This window comes from Streptomyces sp. NPDC001219, from assembly GCF_053597915.1.
Genome location: NZ_JBSFJF010000012.1, coordinates 102,723 through 124,125 on the forward strand (window position 1 = coordinate 102,723; position 21,403 = coordinate 124,125).

Annotated in this window: 21 protein-coding genes and 1 pseudogene; 13 read left to right on the plus strand and 9 right to left on the minus strand. The window is 70.1% G+C overall.

The annotated features are described in order from the left end of the window. Positions 1 to 2: 2 nt before the first annotated feature. Positions 3 to 1,190 carry a PP2C family protein-serine/threonine phosphatase gene (locus tag ACWC9R_RS10520; protein WP_450730318.1) on the minus strand — a complete coding sequence of 396 codons (1,188 nt, stop codon included), beginning with the start codon at positions 1,188 to 1,190 and terminating at the stop codon, positions 3 to 5. A 79-nt stretch (positions 1,191 to 1,269) separates the two neighbouring features. Between ACWC9R_RS10520 and ACWC9R_RS10525 the strand changes: the two genes are divergently transcribed. The 5 genes from ACWC9R_RS10525 to ACWC9R_RS10545 all read left to right on the plus strand — a co-directional run bounded on the left by ACWC9R_RS10525 (position 1,270) and on the right by ACWC9R_RS10545 (position 6,535). Beyond that, a complete protein-coding gene (locus ACWC9R_RS10525; RefSeq protein ID WP_450730319.1) occupies positions 1,270 to 1,779 on the plus strand; it encodes a MarR family winged helix-turn-helix transcriptional regulator in 510 nt (169 codons plus the stop codon). A gap of 461 nt (positions 1,780 to 2,240) precedes the next feature. Continuing rightward, positions 2,241 to 3,317 carry a hypothetical protein gene (locus ACWC9R_RS10530; protein WP_450730321.1) on the plus strand — a complete coding sequence of 359 codons (1,077 nt, stop codon included), beginning with the start codon at positions 2,241 to 2,243 and terminating at the stop codon, positions 3,315 to 3,317. A gap of 217 nt (positions 3,318 to 3,534) precedes the next feature. Continuing rightward, positions 3,535 to 4,761 carry a cytochrome P450 gene (locus tag ACWC9R_RS10535; protein ID WP_450730323.1) on the plus strand — a complete coding sequence of 409 codons (1,227 nt, stop codon included), beginning with the start codon at positions 3,535 to 3,537 and terminating at the stop codon, positions 4,759 to 4,761. A 40-nt stretch (positions 4,762 to 4,801) separates the two neighbouring features. Further along, the gene (locus ACWC9R_RS10540; protein ID WP_450730325.1) at positions 4,802 to 5,545 is read left to right on the plus strand and encodes a MerR family transcriptional regulator; all 744 of its coding nucleotides are present in this window, start codon (positions 4,802 to 4,804) and stop codon (positions 5,543 to 5,545) included. A gap of 315 nt (positions 5,546 to 5,860) precedes the next feature. After that, complete coding sequence (locus ACWC9R_RS10545) at positions 5,861 to 6,535, plus strand: HAD family hydrolase (RefSeq protein ID WP_450730327.1); 675 nt, start codon at positions 5,861 to 5,863, stop codon at positions 6,533 to 6,535. Between the two features lie 171 nt (positions 6,536 to 6,706). Here the strand turns inward: ACWC9R_RS10545 and ACWC9R_RS10550 are convergent, their stop codons facing one another. Further along, complete coding sequence (locus tag ACWC9R_RS10550) at positions 6,707 to 7,912, minus strand: FAD-dependent oxidoreductase (protein WP_450730329.1); 1,206 nt, start codon at positions 7,910 to 7,912, stop codon at positions 6,707 to 6,709. A gap of 194 nt (positions 7,913 to 8,106) precedes the next feature. On the opposite strand from ACWC9R_RS10550, the gene ACWC9R_RS10555 reads away from it, so the two are divergent. Continuing rightward, complete coding sequence (locus ACWC9R_RS10555; RefSeq protein ID WP_450730331.1) at positions 8,107 to 8,733, plus strand: TetR/AcrR family transcriptional regulator; 627 nt, start codon at positions 8,107 to 8,109, stop codon at positions 8,731 to 8,733. A 162-nt stretch (positions 8,734 to 8,895) separates the two neighbouring features. On the opposite strand, the gene ACWC9R_RS10560 is transcribed toward ACWC9R_RS10555, so the two are convergent. The 3 genes and pseudogenes from ACWC9R_RS10560 to ACWC9R_RS10570 form a co-directional block, all read right to left on the minus strand. Further along, positions 8,896 to 9,924, minus strand: coding sequence for a phosphotransferase family protein (locus tag ACWC9R_RS10560; RefSeq protein ID WP_450730333.1), 1,029 nt, complete (start codon positions 9,922 to 9,924; stop codon positions 8,896 to 8,898). Between the two features lie 251 nt (positions 9,925 to 10,175). Continuing rightward, the gene (locus tag ACWC9R_RS10565) at positions 10,176 to 10,634 is read right to left on the minus strand and encodes a hypothetical protein (RefSeq protein WP_450730335.1); all 459 of its coding nucleotides are present in this window, start codon (positions 10,632 to 10,634) and stop codon (positions 10,176 to 10,178) included. 15 nt (positions 10,635 to 10,649) lie between these two features. Further along, a pseudogene (locus ACWC9R_RS10570) lies at positions 10,650 to 10,832 on the minus strand (hypothetical protein); the annotation flags it as partial. A 452-nt stretch (positions 10,833 to 11,284) separates the two neighbouring features. Here ACWC9R_RS10570 and ACWC9R_RS10575 point away from each other — a divergent pair. Beyond that, positions 11,285 to 11,806 (plus strand): putative immunity protein, encoded by a 522-nt coding sequence (locus ACWC9R_RS10575; RefSeq protein ID WP_450730337.1) that lies wholly within the window; start codon positions 11,285 to 11,287, stop codon positions 11,804 to 11,806. A gap of 158 nt (positions 11,807 to 11,964) precedes the next feature. After that, positions 11,965 to 12,321: a hypothetical protein gene (locus tag ACWC9R_RS10580; protein WP_450730410.1), complete on the plus strand. Its 357-nt coding sequence runs from the start codon at positions 11,965 to 11,967 to the stop codon at positions 12,319 to 12,321. Positions 12,322 to 12,578: 257 nt separating this feature from the next. On the opposite strand, the gene ACWC9R_RS10585 is transcribed toward ACWC9R_RS10580, so the two are convergent. Next, positions 12,579 to 13,235 carry a TetR/AcrR family transcriptional regulator gene (locus ACWC9R_RS10585; protein WP_450730339.1) on the minus strand — a complete coding sequence of 219 codons (657 nt, stop codon included), beginning with the start codon at positions 13,233 to 13,235 and terminating at the stop codon, positions 12,579 to 12,581. 135 nt (positions 13,236 to 13,370) lie between these two features. Between ACWC9R_RS10585 and ACWC9R_RS10590 the strand changes: the two genes are divergently transcribed. The 3 genes from ACWC9R_RS10590 to ACWC9R_RS10600 all read left to right on the plus strand — a co-directional run bounded on the left by ACWC9R_RS10590 (position 13,371) and on the right by ACWC9R_RS10600 (position 15,810). Next, positions 13,371 to 14,006, plus strand: coding sequence for an MSMEG_1061 family FMN-dependent PPOX-type flavoprotein (locus ACWC9R_RS10590; RefSeq protein ID WP_450730341.1), 636 nt, complete (start codon positions 13,371 to 13,373; stop codon positions 14,004 to 14,006). Positions 14,007 to 14,008: 2 nt separating this feature from the next. Next, positions 14,009 to 14,917 carry a PDR/VanB family oxidoreductase gene (locus tag ACWC9R_RS10595; RefSeq protein WP_450730343.1) on the plus strand — a complete coding sequence of 303 codons (909 nt, stop codon included), beginning with the start codon at positions 14,009 to 14,011 and terminating at the stop codon, positions 14,915 to 14,917. Positions 14,918 to 15,285: 368 nt separating this feature from the next. After that, positions 15,286 to 15,810 carry a hypothetical protein gene (locus ACWC9R_RS10600; RefSeq protein WP_450730344.1) on the plus strand — a complete coding sequence of 175 codons (525 nt, stop codon included), beginning with the start codon at positions 15,286 to 15,288 and terminating at the stop codon, positions 15,808 to 15,810. A gap of 19 nt (positions 15,811 to 15,829) precedes the next feature. On the opposite strand, the gene ACWC9R_RS10605 is transcribed toward ACWC9R_RS10600, so the two are convergent. Continuing rightward, complete coding sequence (locus tag ACWC9R_RS10605; RefSeq protein WP_450730346.1) at positions 15,830 to 16,777, minus strand: hypothetical protein; 948 nt, start codon at positions 16,775 to 16,777, stop codon at positions 15,830 to 15,832. 701 nt (positions 16,778 to 17,478) lie between these two features. Here ACWC9R_RS10605 and ACWC9R_RS10610 point away from each other — a divergent pair. Then, positions 17,479 to 18,519: an NADP-dependent oxidoreductase gene (locus ACWC9R_RS10610; RefSeq protein ID WP_450730348.1), complete on the plus strand. Its 1,041-nt coding sequence runs from the start codon at positions 17,479 to 17,481 to the stop codon at positions 18,517 to 18,519. Between the two features lie 12 nt (positions 18,520 to 18,531). On the opposite strand, the gene ACWC9R_RS10615 is transcribed toward ACWC9R_RS10610, so the two are convergent. Both ACWC9R_RS10615 and ACWC9R_RS10620 read right to left on the minus strand, forming a co-directional pair. After that, positions 18,532 to 18,894 (minus strand): DoxX family protein, encoded by a 363-nt coding sequence (locus tag ACWC9R_RS10615; RefSeq protein WP_450730350.1) that lies wholly within the window; start codon positions 18,892 to 18,894, stop codon positions 18,532 to 18,534. A 134-nt stretch (positions 18,895 to 19,028) separates the two neighbouring features. Continuing rightward, complete coding sequence (locus tag ACWC9R_RS10620; protein WP_450730352.1) at positions 19,029 to 20,027, minus strand: DUF5937 family protein; 999 nt, start codon at positions 20,025 to 20,027, stop codon at positions 19,029 to 19,031. Positions 20,028 to 20,092: 65 nt separating this feature from the next. Here ACWC9R_RS10620 and ACWC9R_RS10625 point away from each other — a divergent pair, with 65 nt between their 5' ends. Continuing rightward, the gene (locus ACWC9R_RS10625) at positions 20,093 to 21,343 is read left to right on the plus strand and encodes an MFS transporter (protein ID WP_450730354.1); all 1,251 of its coding nucleotides are present in this window, start codon (positions 20,093 to 20,095) and stop codon (positions 21,341 to 21,343) included. Positions 21,344 to 21,403: the final 60 nt, after the last annotated feature.

The following is a 21,403-nucleotide window of genomic DNA, read 5'->3' on the forward strand; positions in this document are numbered from 1 at the left end:
GGTCACCCGCCGGTCGCCGCCTGACGGAGAGCGTGGCCGAACCAGTCAAAACACAGCACCAGGGCGTCATCCAGCGTCTCCGCGCCACGATATTCGGCCACATCACGGAGCACGGCTCCCGGGGCCATGGCGGCGGGCAGCAGGCGCGTCGCGCCCAGCGCCCGCGCGAGCGCCCGCTCCGCGTACGTCCCGCCCCGCGGCGAGGGTGCCTCGTACACCCCGTCGCTCACGAACAGCAGCCGGTCCCCCGGCTCGACCGTGAAGCTCTCAGCCGTGTAGTGGGACTCCTCGAACATGCCCAGCGGCAGCTGCCGGTCCGGCTCGACGCGCTCGACGGACTTCCCCCGCAGCCGCCACATCTGCGGCGACCCCGCGTCGACGATCTCCATCCGTCCCGTCGCCAACTCGACGCGCAGCAGCAGCGTCGACACATGGCACGCGCCCCGGTAGTGGCCGTACACCGCCTGGTCGGCCAGTGCCGCCTGGTCGGCGAGGCCGACGCCGGCGCGCCGGGCGTTGCGCATCGCGCTGACGGCGAGGTGGGTGAGGAGCGCGGCTTCGACGCCCTGCCCCATGCCGTTGGTGACGGTGAGGGTCAGCGCCTCGCCGTCCGAAGCCCAGTCGAAGTTGTCGCCGTGCACGGCGTAGGCGGGTTCCAGCTGGGCACCGAGGGCGTACTGCCCGGTGGCACACGCCCGGGCGGGGAGCAACTGCCACTGCATCTCCGCCGCCACGGTGAGGCGGCTGACCCGGCGGGCCCGCTGGTAGACGTCGGTGTCCCGCTCGGCGACCAGGATCTCGTGGCCCAGCTGGCCGGCGATCTGCCTCAGCTCGCCGAGGACCGCCGGTGTGGAGCGTCCGGCGGGGAGCCGGACTGTCAGGATGCCGATCCGGTCGCCGCGCACCGTCACCGGCAGATGGTGGTCGACGGCCTCGCCATGGGGAGCCTGCTGTTCGCGCGGCTCCTGGCTTCCCAGCGCCCGCCCTTCGGGGCTGTTGGCCACGGGCAGTGAGACATCGCCGCCCTCCGGGGAGTCGCACGACCTGAGGACGGTGCCGCCGTAGTCCGTCAGATACAGGCGCACGGAGGTGGCCCCGTAGGCGGCGGTGAGATGGTCGCGCAAGGTGGCCGGCAGGGCGTGCGGGAGCGAGGCACGCAGCGCCGGCCCCAGGTCACAGCGTTCAGTCATGGTTCCGGAGCACCCTTCGTGCGGCGCCTGGGGCAGGGTCGGTCTGACAAGGAGAGGCGCAGGGTGACAGAGTGTTGGTGTGCCCCGTTTCACCAGTCGGTCCCCTTCCCGCGAACAGGCGAGCGCGGCGGCCCTCGCCGCCTCCGAGCTGCTCGAGGTTCTGTGGGGGCACGGCCAGGAGGCGGCGCGCTCGGCGGAGGTCTCCCCTTCCCAGCTCCGCGCGCTGCTGGTGCTCGAGAAGCGGGAAGGCACGAATCTGCGCACGCTCGCCGCGGCGCTCGCCTCGCGCCCGCCGGCGGTCAGCAGGCTCTGCGACCGTCTGGAGGCGATGGGTCTCGCCGAACGGGGCCCCAGCGCGACGAGCCGACGTGAGGTCGAGTTGCGGCTGAGCCTGCGCGGCAGGGTGCTGCTCGAGGAGTACCGGGCGGCGCGGAGCCGGGAGATCACGGCCACCCTGGAGCGGATGGACCCGTCCGACGTCGCCAAGCTCGCGGCCGGCCTCGAGGCCTTTCACACGGCGTCCGCCCGGCTCATCGTGGACGAGGGCGGCGCGGCCGCCCGGGACAACGGCGTCGCGGACAGCGCCTAGCGTCACCTGTGCTCCGTCCCTCGATCCGGCGTGCCACGCCGGAAGCACTCTGCGCGGACGGGACAACGGATCGCCGTCGCACCGGCGACGTTATCAAAGCGCAATATCGCCGCTCGCCAGGCGCCCGGCACCAAAGGCGGCTCACTCCGCTGGAGAACCGTCTCACCGTCCGCGTAAGAACGGCGACCGCAGGCACTTCCCGCTAAAGCCGCAAATGTTACCGATAAGTCCGCGGAACCACTGCGGAACGGCTCCCCTCTTCGCTTGTGCCGAGAGGAGGAAATCCCCCGTTCCGCATTCTCCGGGCGAGGTCGGGCACAGGGCGGCCCAGTGGAAACCCTTTGCGGTGGGTTCCGGCCGGTCTCCCGCTCTCAGCGGTGAATTCGATGAACTGGGCCCTTTTCGCGGGGTTCTGGAAACTCACGCACTCAACAGCTGCTGGAAGCAAGGGAGATATCACCATGTCGAATTCCGCTGCCGCCCCGCGCCGGGCGTCCCGGCGCAGGGCCAGAAGTGTCACGGTGCTGACCGCGGCCCTGCTCACCGCGGCGCCGTTGCTGGGCTCCGCGTCACCGGCCGTGGCCGCCGAGGAGAATCCGATCCGCAATGACAAGCTCTACGAGACCGAGGACGACATCCAGGCGGCCTTGACGAAGACGGCGCCCGTCGGGGACTCCGAGACCGTGATGGGTTACCCGAAGGGAATCGACAGGGACGAGAACGGCGCCGTCATGCCGTTCGACCTGCGGGATGTGCAGGACAAGTACGACCCCCAGCAGGCGGTCCAGGACGCCAAGCAGGCGGCGCAGAAGTACGCGGACGACACGAACAACCCCGCCGGATACCGGGATGTCGCGCAGCAGCTGGTGACGGGCTGGGGAAAGAAGAACGCCGACAACCCGGCCGTCGAGGTGCGCAAGAACACCACGGACGACAAGATGACGGACAAGTACACCCAGGGCCCCGCCGAGTCGTACTGCGCGGGCAAGGACGTCATCGACGGGTCACCGCACGATGTCCAGGCGTCGCCGTGCGTCTTTGTCGGGAAGCTCGACACGAAGCCCGGCTCCAAGTACCCCAAGATCGGAAGCTCCAGCGCCGTTCTGGGCGGAGGAAAGAAGACCTACAAGGTGACGGGTCAGGTCACCGACGAGAAGAGCACGACGGACGGCTGGTCGGTGGGCGGCAAGTTCACGCCCAAGGTCACCACGACTCCCGCCGATGGAGGGACCGGCGGAGAGCTCGGGGGCGAGGCCGGCTTCACCTACAGCTGGTCCGTCACCACGACCGAGCGCAAGATGACCGGGGTCGACGACCAGACCGAGGTCACGTTCCCGAGCGACAAGAAGGGGAGCCTGCAAGGCCGGCGCGACGGCGCCTACTACGTCGGCTACCTCGTCGTCCGCTACGCCGACCCCAAGGGCTTCGCCCGGGCGGAGGAGGAGCGTCTGATCGCCATTCCCGCCCGGGTCTACGTGCAGTCCCCCAAGAGCAGCACACCCGTCAGCTACTTCACCTACACGGAGCCCGTGTCGTAGGAGCCCTGACCGGCGCCTCGGCACCGGGCCCGAGCGGAAACCCCGCCCACGGGACAATCGCGTGCATTTCGGGTATGGCGGCAGAAGGCTTGACCCTGACCCTGCGTCAGGGTTGGAGCCTTCTCGGCATGACCGGGGACGTCCCCTGCCATTCAGGGCAGTTGACCTGCCCCGAGGCACCACTCCCCCTCATCGACCGCCACGAGAGGAAATCCTGATGAGTCACACGGTTCCCGTCCCGAACGGCCTCCCCATGGAGCGCGATGCCGGCCCCTTCGACCCGCCGCGTGACCTCACCCGGCTGCGCGAGGCCCGCCCGGTCAGCCCTCTGCTCTTCCCCGACGGCCACGAGGGCTGGCTCGTCACCGGTTACGACGCGGTCCGTCAGCTCCTGGCCGACACCCGGTTCAGCTCCCGCCAGGACATCGGCGTGCTCCACCTGCCGTACGAGACCCCCGGCATGCCCGCCGCCACCGAACCGTCCCCGCAGGTGCCGGGCCTGTTCGTCGCCATGGACCCGCCGGATCACACCCGGCTGCGGCGGATGCTCACCGGCGCCTTCACCGTGAGACGTATGAAGCAGCTCGAGGAGCACATCACCGACATCGTCGAGCGGCAGCTGGACGAACTGGCGTGCCTCGCCCCGCCGGTCGACCTGGTCAGGGAGTTCGCGCTGCCGGTGCCCTCGCTGGTGATCTGCGAACTGCTGGGCGTCCCCTACTCGGACCGGGAGACCTTCCAGGTCAACTCCGCCCGGTTCCTGGTCAAGGACCAGCCGCTGGACGAGAAGATGGCCGCGTACGGCGCCATGACCACATACCTGGCCGAACTGGTCACGCACAAACGCGCCGACCCCGGCGAGGACATCCTGTCCGACCTGGCCCGCCGGGACGACCTCAGCGTCGAGGAACTGACCGGCATCGCCTTCCTGTTGCTGCTCGCGGGCCACGAGACCACCGCCAACATGCTGGCGCTGGGCACCTTCGCGCTCCTGGAGCACCCCGAGCAGCTGGCCCAACTCCGCGGCGACCCGGACCTGCTGCCCGGTGCCGTCGAGGAGCTGATGCGCTACCTGTCCGTCGCCGACATCTTCTTCCGCTACGCGACGGAGGACATCGAACTCGGCGGCGAGACCATCGGCAAGGGATCGACCGTCGTCGTCTCGCTGCTGGCCGCCAACCGCGACCCCCGGCGCTTCGACGACCCCGACGCCCTGGACGTCCGCCGAAAGGCCCGCGGTCACCTGTCGTTCGGTCACGGCATCCACCAATGCCTCGGCCAGCAACTGGCCCGCATCGAGATGCGCGCCGGCTTCGAGGGACTGCTGCGCCGCTTCCCGACCCTCGAACTCGCCGTCCCCGCCGACGAGGTGAGACTCAGGACCGACATGAACATCTACGGCGTCCACGAACTGCCGGTCACCTGGACGGAACCGGCCCGCTAAAATCCTCGCCGGCGCTGCCGCGCTTCCCGAAGACCGGAGGATGACGGTGCTCACGATCAGCCAGCTCGCGGCGACCGCCGGTGTGACCGTGCGCACCGTCCGCCACTACCACCACGTCGGCCTGCTGCCCGAACCCGCACGCGACGCCTCCGGCTACCGCCGCTACAACGCGCAGGCGGCGGTGGACCTCATCCGGATCAGGACCCTCGCCGACGCCGGAGTGCCCCTGGCCCGTATCGACGCGCTGCTGCACGCGCAGCCGACCGAGTTCGCCGCCGCCATCGCCGACATCGACACCGAGTTGCAGCGCAAGACGGACCAACTCACCGAACACCGCCGCCGGATCGCCACGCTGGCGAGCGGCGAAGCGCTGGTGCTGCCTGCCGAGGTGGTCGCCATCCTGGACCGGATGCGCGGCCTGGGGGTCAGCGAACGGACGATTCGTCTGGAGCGCGACACCTGGGTCCTGATGCAGGCACTGGACCCGAAGGCCATGGCAGAGGGGATACAGGAGAAGAAGGCCAGCTTCGACGACCCCGAGACGACGCGCCTGTTCCTCGTCTGTGACCAGTCGGTCGACTGGGAACCGCACGACCCACGTGTGGACCAGCTCATCGAGGACCTGGACGCCTGGGAGATCGCCCACGGACGCGACAGCAGCCGGCGGGGAAACCTGGAGCTGATCTACTCCCGGATAGCCGAGGCCTCACCGGCGTGGAAACGCATCCTCCAGGTACTCGCCCACCGCGCCAAGCAGCGCCGCACCGCCGGGCACGACGCCTGAGCGCCAACACCGGCGCCACATCCGGCAAAAGCGGCATACGCGGCTTGCATCTGACCGGCGCGCCTACCCTCGCCCCACACTTCTTCACCACCCCTGCCCGATACCGGGCAGGAAAAGTAGCTGCTGCATGGCGTCCGACGTATCGTGATCGCCCATGATCGCCCTTGCCGCAGTGCGGATCGCGGCCCGTAGCCGTCTCGACCGTGTCGCCGGTACGGCCATCGCCGCCTTCGGACTCCGGCTCGCGTTCGGGGAGTGAGCCACCGGCCACCCCTGAACAACCCACCACCCCACCCGAAGTGAGAGGACACAGGCATGGGCCCGCTCCCCACCCGCACGGAGGCCGTGGTCTTCGACTGTGACGGCCTGCTGGTCAACACCGAGGACTGCTGGACCGTCGCGGAGACGGCCGTGTTCGCCGCGCACGGCCACCCCTTCGGCCCCGCGCAGAAAGCCCTGGTCATCGGCCGTACCGTGGAGGCCGCGGCAGAGGCCATGGCGGACTACTTCGGGCGGCCCGGAGCGGGCGCCGAACTCGCCGTCGAGTTGCTGGAAAGAGTCCGCAAGGAGCTGGCCCGGGGCGCTGCCGCCCTCCCCGGAGCGGCGGAGCTGGTGCGCGCCTGCCGGGCAGCCGTGCCCGTCGCCGTCGCCAGCAACAGCCCCCGTGAACTGCTGGACACCGCACTGGAATCGGCCGGCCTCGCCGGGTACTTCCGCCACTCGTTCGCCGCCGACGAGGTGCGTTCCCCCAAGCCCGCGCCGGACCTCTACCTCATGGCATGCGAGGCACTCGGCGCGGCCCCGCAGCGCTCCGTCGCCTTCGAGGACTCGGCCACCGGCATCTCCTCGGCGCGCGCCGCCGGGCTCCACGTCGCGGTCGTCCCGTCCCTGCCCGGAACCGACCTCGACCACGACTGGCTGGGCACCGGCCTGGACGACCGCGAACTGCTGGACTGGGCACAGGGGTTGGGGCAGAACACCGCCCGCTGACCCGACCGGCGGCCCACCGGTGGCGGCCGGGACTCTCTCAACGGTGTCAGCTCCCGGCCACGTCGACTCTTTCGGAGGACTCGCGGCGCATCCGCTCGATCCCCCAGTCGCCGAGCGGCGCGAGCGCCTTGTCGAGCGTGTGCCCGTGTTCCGTCAGGGAGTCACCCGCCCCTACGCACCGGAAGGCCCCACCGCGCTCCGGGAGTTGTCCGGGTCCGGGTCAGGGTGCGAGTCCGGGTCCGGGGCGAACCTCGCCAACGTGTCGGCGTCGGGCACCGCCAGCAGGTGCTCGGCGCCGCCTTCGAGCAGCCGCGCCGTTTCGGCCGAGCGCGGCAGCATCGACTTCTCGTAGGTGCGCACGGCGTCGGCGACGGTGGTGGAGTGGGCGAGGGCGAGGGCGAGTTCGCAGGCGTCGAGCATGGCGAGGTTGACGCCGACGCCGAGCGGCGGCATGAGGTGTGCGGCGTCTCCCAGGAGCGTCACGCCGGGCGAGTGCTCCCAGGTGTGCGGCACCGGCAGGGCGAAGAGCGGCCGGTCGACGTAGGGACCGTCGTTGTCGCTGATCATCCGGAGCAACTGCGGTGACCAGGCCGCGAACTCGCCGAGCAAATGCGCACGGAGGCCCTCGGTGTCGTCGGGGCGCAGCCCGTTCGCCGCGATCCAGTCCACGGGGACGCGCCGCATGAGGTAGACGCGCAGATGGCCGCCGCTGTTGCGCTGCGCGAAGAGACCCCGCTCGCCGTCGGCGATGTGGGCACTGCCCTTCCCGACCAGTTGGGACAGCTCGGGGTGCGCCTGCTCCATGTCGTCGAACCAGGCCTCCAGGAAACTGACCCCGGTGTAGTGCGGTACCGCGGGTGACACGGCGGTGCGGACGCGGGAGAAGGCGCCGTCCGCACCGATGACGAGGTCCGTCTCGACGGCCGTTCCGTCGGTGAACGTCAGCGTTCGCGGGCCGTTGGCGGGTCCGCTCACCGAGGTGAGGGTGCGCCCCCACTGCACCGTCCCCGCGGCGAGCGAGCGCAGCAGGAGAGCGCGTAGCTGCCCGCGGTCGATCTCGGGACTGACCGTTTCTCCCTCGTCCGGCAGATGGTGGGCCAGGAGCCGCCCCGCCGGGCCCATCTGGCGCATTTCCTGCCCTTCGAGCCTGGCGAGCGCGAAGAACTCCGCCAGCAGGCCCGCTTCATGGAGTGCGCGCTGGCCGTCCTCCTGGTGCAGGTCGAGCGAGCCGCCCTGGTTCCGGGAGGTCCCCCCTGGATCGCGGTCGTACACCGTCACCGCGATGCCGTGCCGCTGGAGGATGCGGGCGCAGGTGAGGCCGCCAGGCCCGGCGCCGATGATGCTGATCCGCGCGCTCGCGGGCTTCGGAGAGTGCATGGGGTCCCTTTCCTCGTTCGGGTTCCTCGGTCGGGGTCTCCCGGTGACGCCGTGCACGCCATGGCACGGCGATGCCCTGGTGCCGCGTCCCCACGGGGCGGCAACCCCCACGGAGACCACCAAAGCAGAAACGAGTCCATAAGTGCAATGGTTACAGTTTCTGCTTCGTTCCAGCTATGGGGTACGGTGGCACCATGCCCGACTCCCCGCCCCTTGGCCGTCGCGAACGCAAGAAGGCCGCGACGAGGCAGGCCATCGCCGACGCCGCACTGGAACTCTTCCTGGAGCACGGCTTCGAGCGAGTGAGCGTCCGCGATATCGCCGACAGAGCCGATGTGTCGACGACGACCCTCTTCGCGCACTTCCCGAGCAAGGAAGCGCTGGTCTTCGACCGCGAAGAGGAAGTCGAGGCGGCACTGACCGCCGCCGTCCGTGAACGCCCCGACGACCAGGGCGTGGTCGAGGCACTGCGCGCCCACGCGCTGACGTCGTGGGCGCCGATCGCGTCCGATCCCCGCCTGCGGCAGTTCACCGCGCTGGTGGACCGCACGCCCGCGCTGCGCGAGTACGCGGAGCGCATGTGGACGCGCCATGCGGACGCCCTCGGCACCGCGATCGCGGAGGAACTCGGCCGGGAGGCAGATGATCTCGCCTGCTCGGCGCTGGCCCGGTTCGTCCTGGAACTCCCGACCCTCACCAAGGGCCGAGACGACCCACGCGCGGCCGTGGAGACGGTCTTCGACCTGCTGCTCCACGGTTGGCATTCGCAGTTCGATGCCGAGGGGGGCGCTACAGGTTCCCAGAGGGCAAAGAAGGGCTGACGCCCTTGAGGTGGATCAGTACTGACGGACCGTCAGCGAGCGGCCTGGCGCGGCAGCGGATCTCCAGGGCGAAGCGCCAGGCGGTGACGACAAGGGTGCCGGGAGCGAGTACGGGCAAATCCGCCGGCCGCGGTGATTCGTCGACAGTTCGGGGGCCGACCTCTACGGACGCTGTGCCGGGACCGGCCGGAGCGTGGGCCAGCGCGCGAGCATACGTTGACGCATCGCGGTGCAGAGGGTGCCCAGGCCGCTGAGAGAGGGGTCGTCGGCCGTCAGCCGGGTCACGACACCGAGGCGGTGGACGAGCCGTTGCCGGGCCGTGGCGGTGCCCCACTCCCAGTCCTGGTCCGGAATCCGGGCCAGGTGATCCTTGCTTCCGCGGTGTGCCCGCTGAACCAGCGCGTCGCCGCGGAGCAGCCAGCCGGCACAGGCGTCAGTGAGGCCATCCGGGATGTCGGAGCCGGTCGCGGTGCGCCACGCTGCGCGGTAGGCGTGCTCCGCCCGTTCCAGCAGCGGCTCCGCGGCCGAAGTGACGCACCAGCAGGTCGGAAATCCGATGCGCAGATAGGCGAGTTCCATCAATCCGCTGCCGAGCGACGCTTGCTCGAAGTCGATGAATCTGATTCCGGTGGCGGTGTGGAGATCGTTACCGGGACAGGGATCGCCATGGAGAAGGGCATGCCCGGGTGCCTGGTCGAGCCGGTTCACCAGGTCCTGGAGTTCGCCGGACACGCCAGGCGTGACAGGGGCCTCCAGCGCCGCGGCAAGCCGTAGGAAAGCGTCGGCATCGGCCTGGCTCGGGCCCTGCCACCGGGGAAGTACCCCGGCGTCCTCGGGCCGGGCGGTGGCATGCAGCCGTGCCAGCGCGTCTGCGTAGTCGACGATCCAGTCGGCGGCGGGGCGTCGGTGCTCCAGATGTTCCAGCACCAGCACCCGCCGGCCGGGATCGGTGGCCAGCACCGCGGGTACCACGGGAGACTCGGCTCGGGCGGCGCACCGCAGCGCGGCCACCTCGCGGGCGAATCGCTCGTCGGCATCAGCACCGCCGACGCTCTGCTTCACCACCGCCATCGCCGTCGGCAACTCGACGCGCCACACACGCGAGCGCGGACTGCTGTCCAGCCTGCGAGAGCTTCTGGGCGCTCCCAACTCATCCCGTAGCCTGTCCCCGAACGGCAGCCGCAGCAACATGAGTTCATCCTGGCACGCGGCCGAACGGGCATGTCGGCCAGGCGTGGACCGGCCGTCCGGAATCGGCCGCCCGCCCACGCCAGGGACTGGCGGCGTGGGCAGCCTCATTCGGCCGCTACGTGAACGCGCCGCCGCATTTCGCCTTCATCTGGGATAGGCAGGAAAGGCCGGTTGCTTGTATTCCCGGTCACGTGACGACGCTCCGTCAGTCCAGGGACTGACGGAGCGTCGTCACGTCTCGCTAAGTTGCTTCAGCCGGCACGGAAGCTGCCCATGGCTGCCTTACCCGTGCTGGCACTGCCGACGGCGACCCCGATTTGAGTACCCTTGCGGAAGGACATGTGCCAGTCCTCGGTGTCACCAGGGGTGAGCACCTGATCCACTGAGGTGTGGGCTTTCCCGGAGCTGTCCTTCCACTGCAGCAGGTAGCGAATCTTGCGATCCGTGTAGTTGAAGACTTCGAGCGTCCCGCTCTTGTAGTTGAAATATGCCATGGCCCGCCACTCGGAGTTGTCCTCCATATTGATCTGCACCCTGCCTGTGTGATTGTCGCCGAAGTGGCGGCTGCAGACCGAGTAGTAGCCGCTCTTCATCTGGCTGACATCGCAGTTGATGTTGTCAGCGTGAGCGGCGGGCGCCATGGCGAGACCGGCGAGGGCGGCGGCCGAGACGGCCGCGCCAAGGGTGGCGCTACGCCTGGAGTTTTTCATGTAAACATCCCCCTGTTATACGGTACTTGCGGTCATGCCCCTGAAGCACAAGAGCATGATCATCCTATCCGATCGGCATGTACTCGTCCTCCGGAAGTCATCCTCGCGCAGGCTGATCCGCGGGTTGACGTGGCGCAGAAGGCCACGTGCGCGGTGATGGGCGGTCACGTACGCCTGGTCCAGGTCGCTCTGTTCGTCACGAGAGCCTCCGCCGGCCTGACGTTCTTGCGCACCCGTTCTTGTGCCAGGGCGCGTCTACCGTTCTGCACCCCAGGAGTTATCTCCTGGACGAACTCAAAACCGATGGACGACAGCCCCTTGCGTTTGCGCCAGTAGATCCAGCCCCGCGCTTCCATCCATAACAGGACGCGGCCCGCGAGGAACACGGCCATGCCCAGTCCACCGACAATCCCAGCGATATGCCACGCCGTGCTTACCATGCCCAGTGAACTGATCAGGGGTGCGCACGGCGTTCCGTCCTCACCGCTTTCGTCCTCGCAGGTCTCGCCCTCGCATGTCTCGGTGCTTCCTGGGAGAAAGCTGTCGCGAAGTCGGCGACGGCTGACCTGCGTCGCGTAGTGTCTCCCGCGCCTTCGCGGCCAGTGGATGCCCTCAGGTGTGGGCGGATTACAGCAGAAGGAGCGCCAACCATGATCCTCCCGAAGGTCCGGGACCCTCGCTTCGTGACGATCCGCCGTGGTGGGACCCTCGCTGACGCGGATCACCATCTCCTCGCTCTCTGGGCGGCCTCCTGCGCCGAGCACGTCCTTGACCTCTTCGAGTCGGCTCGGCCCGAGGACCCACGGCCGCGTCAAGCGATCGAGCAGGCCCGTGCCTGGGTGCGCGGCGAGGTCAAGATGATGCAGGCTCGTGCGGCGGGCGGCCATGCCATGGGCGCGGCCCGGGAGCTGCGGGGCGCGGCACGGCATGCCGCGTACGCCGCCGGCCAGGCCGCGGTCGTCGCACACGTCGCCGCGCACGAGCTGGGTGCGGCCGCCTATGCGATCAAGGCCGTACGTGCTGCCGCTCCGGACGGCGAGGGCGAGACCGCGGGCCGACGCGAGTGCCGGTGGCAGCGTGACCAGCTCCCGGAGGAGATCCGCGAACTCGTACTCGACGATCAGCGACTGCGGAACGACATCTGCTGGTCGGTGTTCGACGTCGACTGCTGAGCGCGCGCCCGGGGCGGCCCGCCTCCACGCCGCCCCGGCCACACGGCCCGTACGGACAAGAGGCAGGTGCAGCTCACTGGTCAACTCGCCTGAAATGGCTGTCCGTTGACCCAACCCTGTGACATTGTCCGCAGGTGAATGACACCGCTGAGGGAGAGATGACCTCGGGGCGCCCCGACGACCGCGTCGCTTCCGCCGTGCGTTTCGCGACGGAACTTGTCGCGTGGGTGGCCACCCCGTGGGCCCTGTCCAGCCACTCATGGATGCTCGCCGGCCTGTCCGTGGTGGTCCTGATCGGGCTTCCGACGCTCTTGTCCACCCCGGGGGACAAGGCCCACGTGATCATCGCGGTGCCGGGCTGGGTCACGGTACTGCTGGTGCTCCTCCAGCTCGCTGCGGCCGTGACCTCCTCATGGCTGGCCTGGCCCGCTTGGGCGGCGGTCCCGGTGACCGTGCTGGCCACCACAGCTGTCCTCACGGAGCGCCGCCGCTGGCGCCGGCTGGCCTCCCACTGACGGAGCATCAGTTGAAGCGTCGCCCCATACTCCCGGCGGCGGCCGTCCACGTCAGTGCCGGTGGGTCAGGGCCGGCACGCGTCACATGATCACGGTCGTGGGTCCGCCGCCGTGGTACGAGCGTGGGAACTGGCCGGCCCGGCATAGGAGTAGACGGTGCCGTCGAGGTCGAGCATGACCCAGACTCGGCCGATCTTGGTTGCCGCGTACGGTGTGGTCAGGTAACGGAAGGCCAGCGGCTGGACCTCGAACGACCGTCAAGTGGAATGCGGTGTACGGGATTCGTGCTCCCCCGAACCGCCCTTGAGGTAGCGGGTGAGCATGGTGACCAGTTCGCTCTCCAGGCGCGTGGGGGCGAGGGGGTCGGGGGCGGCGATGAGTGGGTGCACGACCAGTTCGACCGTGGCGACGAGGAGCCGGGCGGCGACCTCCCTGTCCGCGACCCGGACCTCCGGGTGGTTCTCGATCAGCTCGCGGGCATGGGCGGTCCGTGTCTGCTGGTACTGGGACAACTTCGCCAGCAACTCCGAGGAACGCGGCGGCTGTTCGAGCATGACGCGGAGGAGCTGTGGGTCGTCCTGGTGATTGTCGATCGTGCGGCGCACATAGCGGCGGATGCCGTCTTCGAGGGAAGAGGGCGCCGTGTCGTCATCGTCGCGTGAGAGGGCGTTCATCCCGGCGTCGAGGTGCCGGGTCATCAGCTCGACGAGGATCGCGTCCTTGTTCGGGTAGTACTGGTACAGCGAACCGATGGAGATCCGCGCCTGCTCGGCGATCCGGTTGGTGGTCCCGGCGGCATGGCCGTACTCGGCGAAAACATGAGCAGCGGCGGCGAGGATGCGCTGCCGGGTCTGCTCGGCCCGGGCCTGACGGGGCTGTTTACGTGGCTGAAGTCCCCGGCGTTCCGACGTCATGAAGCCTCCTGGGCAGCACCGCGAAAGCGAGTAGCGCACAACCTGAGTATTTGCTCACAATACTGCCATGACCTGCGGCGGAGCGGTCCATGGGCTCTCCGGCGCGGTCTTCTGCCTGCCCCGGAAGGAGTCCCCTTGACGCAGACGCAGAGCGGTACGCGCCCCCGGCGGGTGTCGCCCGCCGAGGTCCTCGCCCGGCTCGGAGAGCCGGAAGCCATGACCAAGGCCAAGATCCTCGACCGTATCGACGAGCACTTCCATCGCTTCATCGCGCACTCCCCCTTCCTGACGATGGCCACCGCGGACGCGGCGGGCCGCGCCGACTGCTCGCCCCGGGGCGACTACCCCGGGTTCGTGAAGGTCCTGGACCCACACACGCTCGCGGTCCCCGACCGGCTCGGCAACAAGATCGCCGACTCGTTCCGCAACCTCGCCGAGAACGACGGAATCGGCCTGCTCTTCCTCATCCCCGGGCTGCGCGAGACGCTGCGGGTCAACGGCCACGCCTACCCCACCGACGAGCCCGAGGTGCTCGCCAGGATGCGGACCGAGGCCAGGGAACCGGAACTGGCGCTCATCGTGGAGGTGACGCAGGCGTACTTCCACTGCGGACGCGCCATCCTTCGCTCCCGGCTGTGGAACCCCACGAGCCAGGCCCTCGCCGAGGAAATCCCGACGCTGGGCGAAATGGCGACGGCCCAGTTCGGCCTCGACATCGACCCTGGCCTCATCGACCGCGGTCTCGAAGACACCTACCGGAAGCTCTACTGACCATGCAGCAGACCGTCGTCGACCGCATCGACCAGGCCGCCGAGGGCACCGTCTCCCTCGTCCTGCGCGGCGCCACCGGACCACTGGCGCCCTGGGAGCCCGGAGCACACATCGACATCACCCTCCCGAACTGGCTGACCCGGCAGTACTCGCTGTGCGGCGACCCGGCCGACCGCACCGCGTACCGCGTCGCCGTACGGTACGAGCGCCTCAGCCGGGGCGGGTCCGAGTACATCCACCGGTTCCTGCGCCAGGGACGCGTCCTCGACGTGTCCCTGCCCCGCAACCACTTCCCGCTCGTGCCCGCGCCCGCGTACCTCTTCCTCGCGGGCGGCATCGGCATCACCGCCGTCCTGCCGATGCTGCGTGCGGCGGCCGCGGCGGGGATACCGGCCTCACTCGTGTACGTGGGACCGTCGGCCGCGACCATGCCGTTCGCGGACGACCTGCGGGCCACGTACGGCGAGCACGTCCGCATCGTCGCCACCCGCGAACAGGGCAGGCCGGATCTCGGCGCCCTCGCGGCCGGGCTGGCCCCCGGCGCCCTCGTCTACTGCTGCGGCCCCGCACCGATGCTCACCGCGGCGTCGAACGTGTTCCCGCCCGGCCGGCTGCACACGGAATGGTTCCACCCGGTGGCCAAGTCCTTCGCACCGGAAGCGGAGTTCGAGGTGCGGTGCGCCAGGTCCGGACGGAAGGTCCGGGTACCGGCCGACGAGTCCCTGCTCGACGCCCTGGCCCACGCCGGGCATCCGCTGCCGTCCGGCTGCCGCGAGGGCGTCTGCGGCAGCTGCGAACTCACCGTCCTGGAGGGCGAGCCCGAGCACCGCGACGACATCGGCGCCCCCGAAGGCCGCATGTACGCCTGCGTGTCACGCGCGCTGAGCCGGCGTCTGGTGGTGGACCTCTGAGGCGCATCTGTTGATCACGAGGCTGTTGCGGCGTCGCTGCTGAGGAGAGGTCCCCGCCCCGGTGGGCCGTCCGGGCCGCCCATGCACTGTCGTGGCGGGTCACGGACGAAGCCGGAGGCGAAGGGCTACGACGACTCCGTGAAAGCTGGGGTCGTGGTCGTGACGCGAAGTGCACCCTCGCCGATGACCAACTGGCCATAATGCGACCAGGTTTGCTCCGGGGCCCCGGAGTCGCAAACCCACGACGACCACGACCACGACCACGCGAAGAAGTCAGAGACGACGGGGGCTACACCATCCTTTACCTCATTTTAGTTTGCGACGTTCTGTTCTGGGTGTTGCTGGCGGGCGGTCTGGCAGTCCGCTATGTGGCCGGCCGGCGAGGTCTTGGCGGTGCTCTTCTTCTCTGCGTCCCGCTACTCGACATCATCCTGCTGGCCGCGACCGTGATCAGCGTCCGGGAGGGAGCCGGGCCGAGTATCTGGCACGGACTGTCCGCCGCGTACCTGGGCCTCACCGTCGTCTACGGGCACCGCACGCTGCGCTGGGCGGACGCGAAGTTCGCGCACCGGTACGGCGGCGTGGCGAAGCCTGAGCGACCGAAGCTGTACGGGCGCCAGGCGATCGCCAATGCCTGGCGGTCCTGGTTCACGTTCCTGTTCGCGTACGTGCTCAGCGCCGCGCTGCTCATCGGCCTGGTCGTCCTGGCGGGAGGGCTGAGCAAGGGCGCGCCCATGCTGGTCTGGCTCAACCCGCTGACCAAGATTCTGCTCTACAGCCTGATCTGGCCCATCGTCACGACGATGTGGCCGGGCAAGGCACCGGAACCGGAGCAGGAGCCGGAGCCCTGGTCAACCGGCCAGGTATCAGGGCCGGAACCGGGCCCTCGGTAGCGGATGCCGGGCGCTGCCCCTACTGGATGTCCAGCAGGTGGGGGTGCGTCGGGTCGACGGGGCAGATGAAGATGCGTAGTTCGCCCCAGCGGCCGGGGGCCAAGTCGGTCGGCGTGCACGCGCCCACCGTGTTCGCCTCGGAATCCTCAAGGGGGCGCCAGCTCTTGGAGCCACCGTCCCATTCGCTGCTGTCGAAGCTGAGCAGCAGATCCATCGACGCTCCGCACCGGCAGTTCACGGGCGCCGGATCGGTCAGATGCCAGGATGCCCAGCCGCCGGCCTTGCAGCCGGGGGCGATCGACAGGTCGTATTGATACCCGAAGCCCGTCTCCTCCTCCCATTGTTCGTCCTGCGCGTCGAGGCGCTCGCGCAGTGCGTCGGGCAGCAGGTCCGCGTACTGGTACTCGGTCACCTGCTCGGGGTGCAGCACGCACGGGGTGGGCAGGTAGGAGTCGTGGGTGTCCCGGGGCTGCGGCGGCGTGCTGCCGGGCGCTGAGAAGACGTCGGAGGTGGCATCGGAGGAGGCGTCGGAAGGGATGCCTGAGGGGGTGTCTGAGGGGATGTCTGAGGAGACACCGGACCTGCGGCGCCAGATGAGGTGTACGAACGGGCCCCCGTAGAAGCGGGGCTGGCCGGGCAGATCCTGGTGGTCGGTGGGGCACCACAGCACCTGGAGGAGGTCGGTTCCTGAGGGGAAGGCGATGGTCGGGACATCGCGGGCGTGGAGCTGGGCGACGGCCACCAGGGGGTTCGGTTTCTCGTGCGCCTCGGACTCGTACCAGTGGGTGGTGTAGTGGACGAGGTCGAAGGACGCGCCGCGGCGGACGGTTGCCCGGTCGAGCAGGGCGAACTCCTCCGGGCTGCGCCGGCCACCGCGTCTCGCCCCCTGCCGTGCCTCCCGCTTGGCCTGAGCCTGCTGCAACGCGAGGACGAGCGCGGGGTCCATCGGCTCGCTGCGCCGCACCATATGGGGTGCGGTACACGTGGGCCACGGCTCACTGGCGGGCCACAGCAGCGGACCGCCGATCGAGCTTTCGGAGCGGGCCGGGGCGCCGGGCCTTGGGTGCAGCCGGGTCGTCTCCCGTGCGTGGGCTGCCAGTTCGGGCAGTACGGCGGTGACGTCGATGGGGCGTGGCGGTGTCGTTCGGGGCAAGGTGCTGCTCTCCCAGAGCTGTTGTGGCGTAGGGGCCTTGGTCGCTGTGATGCCGGGGCCTGGCTGTTGTGATGTGGGGGCCTCGGCCGCTGCGGTGCTGGGGCTGTCTGCGGGTGCTTCTCCCCCGCCCCGTCAACGCCTCTCAGCGCGGTGTGGGAGGCCTGGCCGGGGGCGGCTGGCGCAGCACGTTGACCATACGGTGACGCACCGGGTGGCCGAGGGCCTTGAACTGCTCGGGGGAGCGCAGCGCGAGGTGCTCCTGGCCGTCGCTGTGTCGCGGGCCCGATCGGCGTCGCTTCCGCGTGCGGGGAATTGTTCTGCTGGCATGGAGGAAAGTGTCCAGGAATCTCAACTGCTGCTCGCCTGTGACGTCAGCGAGGAGTGGACCGCGATCGGCCGCCCGTGGGCCTCGGACGTGCCCCGCCCCGTTCCCCGTCCGTCGGCGGGGAATTGTTCTCGGTCTCCGCGGGGTTGTGTCGGCTGGTTCGTTCCATCCCCCGAGGAGGACTGCGCTCATGTCCGTACTGCCGACGACCGGCTCCTTACCGCCCACGACAGGCCGCGAATGGCACCTCGTCGCCCGCCCGCACGGCCGGCCCACGCCGGAGGACTTCGCGCTGCGTGAGGCCCCGGTGCCCGAGCTGGGCGAGGGGCAGATCCTCGTCCGCAACACGTACTTCTCCGTCGATCCGTACATGCGCCTGCGGATGAACGAGGTGGCGTCCTACCTCCCGCCCTTCGCGCTCGACCGGCCGATGGACGGCCGCGCGGTCGGCGAGGTCATCGCCTCGCGCGACGGCTCCCGCCCGGTGGGTGACCATGTCCTGCACTTCACCGGCTGGCGTGAGTACGGGGTCATGGATGGCAAGGACGCCACCCCGGTGGACCCGTCGCTCGCCCCTCTGAGCACCTACCTCGGTGTGCTGGGCACTACGGGGCTGAGCGCGTACGCGGGGCTGCTGGAGGTCGGGGCGCTCAAGGAGGGCGACGCCGTCTTCGTGTCCGGGGCGGCCGGTGCGGTGGGCGGCGTGGCCGGTCAGATCGCCCGGATCAAGGGCGCCTCCCGGGTCATCGGCTCGGCCGGCTCCGACGAGAAGGTCAGGCTGCTGGTCGAGGAGTACGGCTTCGACGCCGCCTTCAACTACAAGAACGGCGAGGTCACCCGGCTGCTCAAGGAGGCCGCGCCGGACGGGATCGACCTCTACTTCGACAATGTCGGCGGCGACCACCTCGAAGCGGCCCTCGACTCCCTCAACATGTACGGCAGAGCGGTCATCTGCGGCCTGATCTCGAAGTACAACGCCGCCGAGCCGAGCCCCGGCCCGCGCAACCTCGAAGAGATGATGTTCAAGCGGCTGCGGCTGCTCGGCATGATGACCTACGACCACTCCCACCTCCGGCCGCGGTTCGTCGAGGAGGTCTCCGGCTGGCTCCGCTCCGGCGAGCTGACGTACCACGAGACCACGGTGGCCGGCATCGAGAACGGCGTCGAGGCGTTCCTGGGCATGCTCCGCGGCGACAACACCGGAAAGATGATCGTGAGCCTCAGGGAGTGACGAGGGCGGGGGCTACGTGAAGTACCGGCCGTGAGCGGTCAGATTGAGTACCAGGGCCGCCACGGCCAGGGAGAAGAAGACGGCCCAGCCACCGAAGTGGTGGTCACCGGCCCGCAGATGGGCTCCGAACGCACCGAGGAAGTACAGCACCAGCCCCCCGGCGGCGAGCGCCCCCACCCACGGCACGGCGATCCCCACCACCAGCCCGACGGCCCCCGCACCCAGCAGGACGCCCAGCGGCCGCACCCAGGACCGCGGCACCCCCATCTTGTCCGCCTGGCTCCGGGGGTAGTCGTGGCCCGTCAGGTTCGCGACGGCCGCCACACCATGGACGAGCGAGGCCGCGAGGGTGACCGCGAGGTAGGTGATGAACACGCAGGGCTCCTGTTCCGTCAGGACGAGGTGGATGTGCACCTCACTGACGGGACGGGAGCCCGGGACGTGACATGGCCGGTGCCGTACGGGCATCACGGCCGATGCCCGTCCCGGGGGCCGGTGCCCTGGTCACGTCACCCGCCCTCCGCGCACCCGGTCCCCCCGGCCAGCGCGTCGCCCAGTGGAGTGCGGTAGTAGAGCACCGACCGGCCGGACCGGGCGCGGCACAGGAGACCGGCGGTGCGCAGGACGGCCAGGTGGTCGCCGACGGCTCCGGGGGCCAGGCGCAGGGTCTGGGCGAGTTGTGTGGTGCTCGCGGGCCGGCCGAGGGCGGTGAGGATGCGCGACCGGGAGCGGCCGAGGAGGGCCGGCAGGGCGTCGTGTGTGGTGGGGCCGGAGGACTCCCACAGGGCGGCGATGCCACGGGCGGGGTAGATGAGGGACTTCGGCCAGGGGGCGTCGGTGTGGGTGGCGATCCCGGGCCAGACGAAAATGGAGGGGATGAGGAGGAGCCCCTCCCCCTGGAGTGCGACGGTGCGGTCCGTGGCGGAGTGCACGACGTCGATTCCACCGTCGCGCCACCGCAGCCCGGGGTGCAGACCGTCGAGGACCGACGCCCACCCCGAGCGGCCGAGCCTGCCGGTGCGGTGGACGACGTCGCGTTCGCAGATGGCCTGCAACTGCGGCCAGTCCCGGGCCAGCAGCCCGTGCCAGGCCTGATCGAGGGCGTCGGCGATCGCGTGGACGGCACCGTCGTCGTGCAGCACGGACAGTACGTGCGGGTCGGTGACCGGACGCGCGGCGAGGCAGCGCGCGATCTCCCTGCGGGCGTCGGACAGGGGGGTCGCGCGTAGCGCCGCCACGTCCTCCTCCCAGGTCCGGTCGAGGCTGCTGGGGGGCGCGGTGATGCACGAGGCGCCGAAGGTGCGGTGGTGGAGTGCGAGAGCCGCGTCGAGCGCCGTGGTGCGGCGCAGTTCCTGGAATGCCGGTATAAGCCGCCCCGGCCAGGTGGCGGGAAGGCGTCGTGGGGTGAGTCCGCTCAGGATGCGCAGCAGGCCGCCGAGTTCGAAGGCCGGTGACAGCGCGAAGCGGCTGCGCAGCACGTCGTCCGTCCCGGCCTCGAAGCGGAGCATGGCGGGAGCTTACGCCGCTGGACGTAACAGTCGACATCCCCGCGGCCCCGCCCCAGGCTCCTGCCATGACGTCCACAGGCGCCCCGCGGCGGCGTACCACCTATCGGGAGGTGCTGGCGGACCGCCGCTACCGCCTGCTCTTCCTCACCCGGGCGGCGGCGATCACGGCCGACTCCCTGCGGATCATGACCCTGTCGGTGTTCGTCTTCGCGGCGACCGGTTCGCCGTTGCTGGGCTCGCTGACGTTCGGTGCCGGTTTCCTGCCGCAGCTGGCCGGTTCGGTGCTGCTGGGGTCGCTCGCCGACCGGGTGCGTCCCCGGCGGCTGATCGTCGCGGGCTACCTGCTGGAGTGCGGCGCGGCGGCGGCGCTCGCGCTGGCGGACCTGCCGGTCGCGTGGATTCTGGTCCTGGTGGCCGTCGTGGCCTGTCTGACCCCGGTCTTCGGGGGCGCGTCCAGCCGGCTCGTCGCGGAGACCCTGACCGGTGACGCTTATGTGCTGGGGCGCTCCCTGTTCAGCATGTCCTCGTCGGGAGCCCAGCTGCTGGGTCTCGCGGGGGGCGGCGCCGCCCTCACCGTGCTCGGCCCGCGGCATGCGTTGTTGCTCAGTGCGGGGGCGTATCTCGCCGCCGCACTGGCCGTACGCCTCCGGCTTCCCGACCTGCCGACGCCTCAGCCGGCGGACTCCGGGCCACCGGAGCGGGCGGCCTCGGGTTCCGTGCTGCGCCACAGCTGGTCGGGGATCGCCGGGCTGCTCGGCGCGCGCCGGGTGCGGCAGTTGCTCCTCGCGCAGTGGCTGCCGTCGTCGTTCGCGGCCGGCGCGGAGAGCCTCATCGTGCCGTTCTGCGGTCAGCGCGGCTTTCCCGCCGGTTCGGCCGGGCCGCTGCTCGCCTGTCTGCCGGTCGGGATGCTGCTCGGCAATCTGCTCGTCGGCCGCTTTCTGTCCCCGGGAGCGCGGGAGCGCCTGGTGGCTCCGCTGGCGGCGGTCCTCGGTCTGCCGCTGGTCGTCTTCGCGCTGCGCCCGCCGTGGGTGGTCTGTGCGGTGCTGCTGCTGATCAGCGGGGTCGGCTTCGCCTATGGCCTGGGGCTGCAGCGGGCGTTCCTCGACGCGGTGCCGGAAGCGAGCCGCGGCCAGGCTTTCGGGCTGCTCACCTCGGGCCTGATGACCGTGCAGGGCGTCGGTCCCGCCGTCTTCGGCTCGGTGGCCGAGGCGTCGAGCACCGGTGTGGCCATGGCATGCGCCGGAGGCGCGACGGTGTGCGTGGCCGGCTTCCTGACGCGGGTGCCGGTCCGGCCGTTGGCCGCCGGAACACCGTGACGTCGCCCGATGCGCGGCGGAATCCGGCCGCCGCGGTGGCGTACGTATCCGAAGTGCTCC

Coding starts and splice junctions, on each gene's coding strand:
- ACWC9R_RS10620 (WP_450730352.1), bottom strand. CDS start 20,027: ATGCTCCGCTTCGAGGCCGGGACGGACGACGTGCTGCGCAGCCGCTTC.
- ACWC9R_RS10555 (WP_450730331.1), top strand. CDS start 8,107: ATGCCCGACTCCCCGCCCCTTGGCCGTCGCGAACGCAAGAAGGCCGCG.
- ACWC9R_RS10520 (WP_450730318.1), bottom strand. CDS start 1,190: ATGACTGAACGCTGTGACCTGGGGCCGGCGCTGCGTGCCTCGCTCCCG.
- ACWC9R_RS10560 (WP_450730333.1), bottom strand. CDS start 9,924: ATGTTGCTGCGGCTGCCGTTCGGGGACAGGCTACGGGATGAGTTGGGA.
- ACWC9R_RS10625 (WP_450730354.1), top strand. CDS start 20,093: ATGACGTCCACAGGCGCCCCGCGGCGGCGTACCACCTATCGGGAGGTG.
- ACWC9R_RS10565 (WP_450730335.1), bottom strand. CDS start 10,634: ATGAAAAACTCCAGGCGTAGCGCCACCCTTGGCGCGGCCGTCTCGGCC.
- ACWC9R_RS10550 (WP_450730329.1), bottom strand. CDS start 7,912: ATGCACTCTCCGAAGCCCGCGAGCGCGCGGATCAGCATCATCGGCGCC.
- ACWC9R_RS10535 (WP_450730323.1), top strand. CDS start 3,535: ATGAGTCACACGGTTCCCGTCCCGAACGGCCTCCCCATGGAGCGCGAT.
- ACWC9R_RS10545 (WP_450730327.1), top strand. CDS start 5,861: ATGGGCCCGCTCCCCACCCGCACGGAGGCCGTGGTCTTCGACTGTGAC.
- ACWC9R_RS10580 (WP_450730410.1), top strand. CDS start 11,965: ATGACCTCGGGGCGCCCCGACGACCGCGTCGCTTCCGCCGTGCGTTTC.
- ACWC9R_RS10530 (WP_450730321.1), top strand. CDS start 2,241: ATGTCGAATTCCGCTGCCGCCCCGCGCCGGGCGTCCCGGCGCAGGGCC.
- ACWC9R_RS10575 (WP_450730337.1), top strand. CDS start 11,285: ATGATCCTCCCGAAGGTCCGGGACCCTCGCTTCGTGACGATCCGCCGT.
- ACWC9R_RS10610 (WP_450730348.1), top strand. CDS start 17,479: ATGTCCGTACTGCCGACGACCGGCTCCTTACCGCCCACGACAGGCCGC.
- ACWC9R_RS10540 (WP_450730325.1), top strand. CDS start 4,802: ATGACGGTGCTCACGATCAGCCAGCTCGCGGCGACCGCCGGTGTGACC.
- ACWC9R_RS10595 (WP_450730343.1), top strand. CDS start 14,009: ATGCAGCAGACCGTCGTCGACCGCATCGACCAGGCCGCCGAGGGCACC.
- ACWC9R_RS10585 (WP_450730339.1), bottom strand. CDS start 13,235: ATGACGTCGGAACGCCGGGGACTTCAGCCACGTAAACAGCCCCGTCAG.
- ACWC9R_RS10605 (WP_450730346.1), bottom strand. CDS start 16,777: ATGGTGCGGCGCAGCGAGCCGATGGACCCCGCGCTCGTCCTCGCGTTG.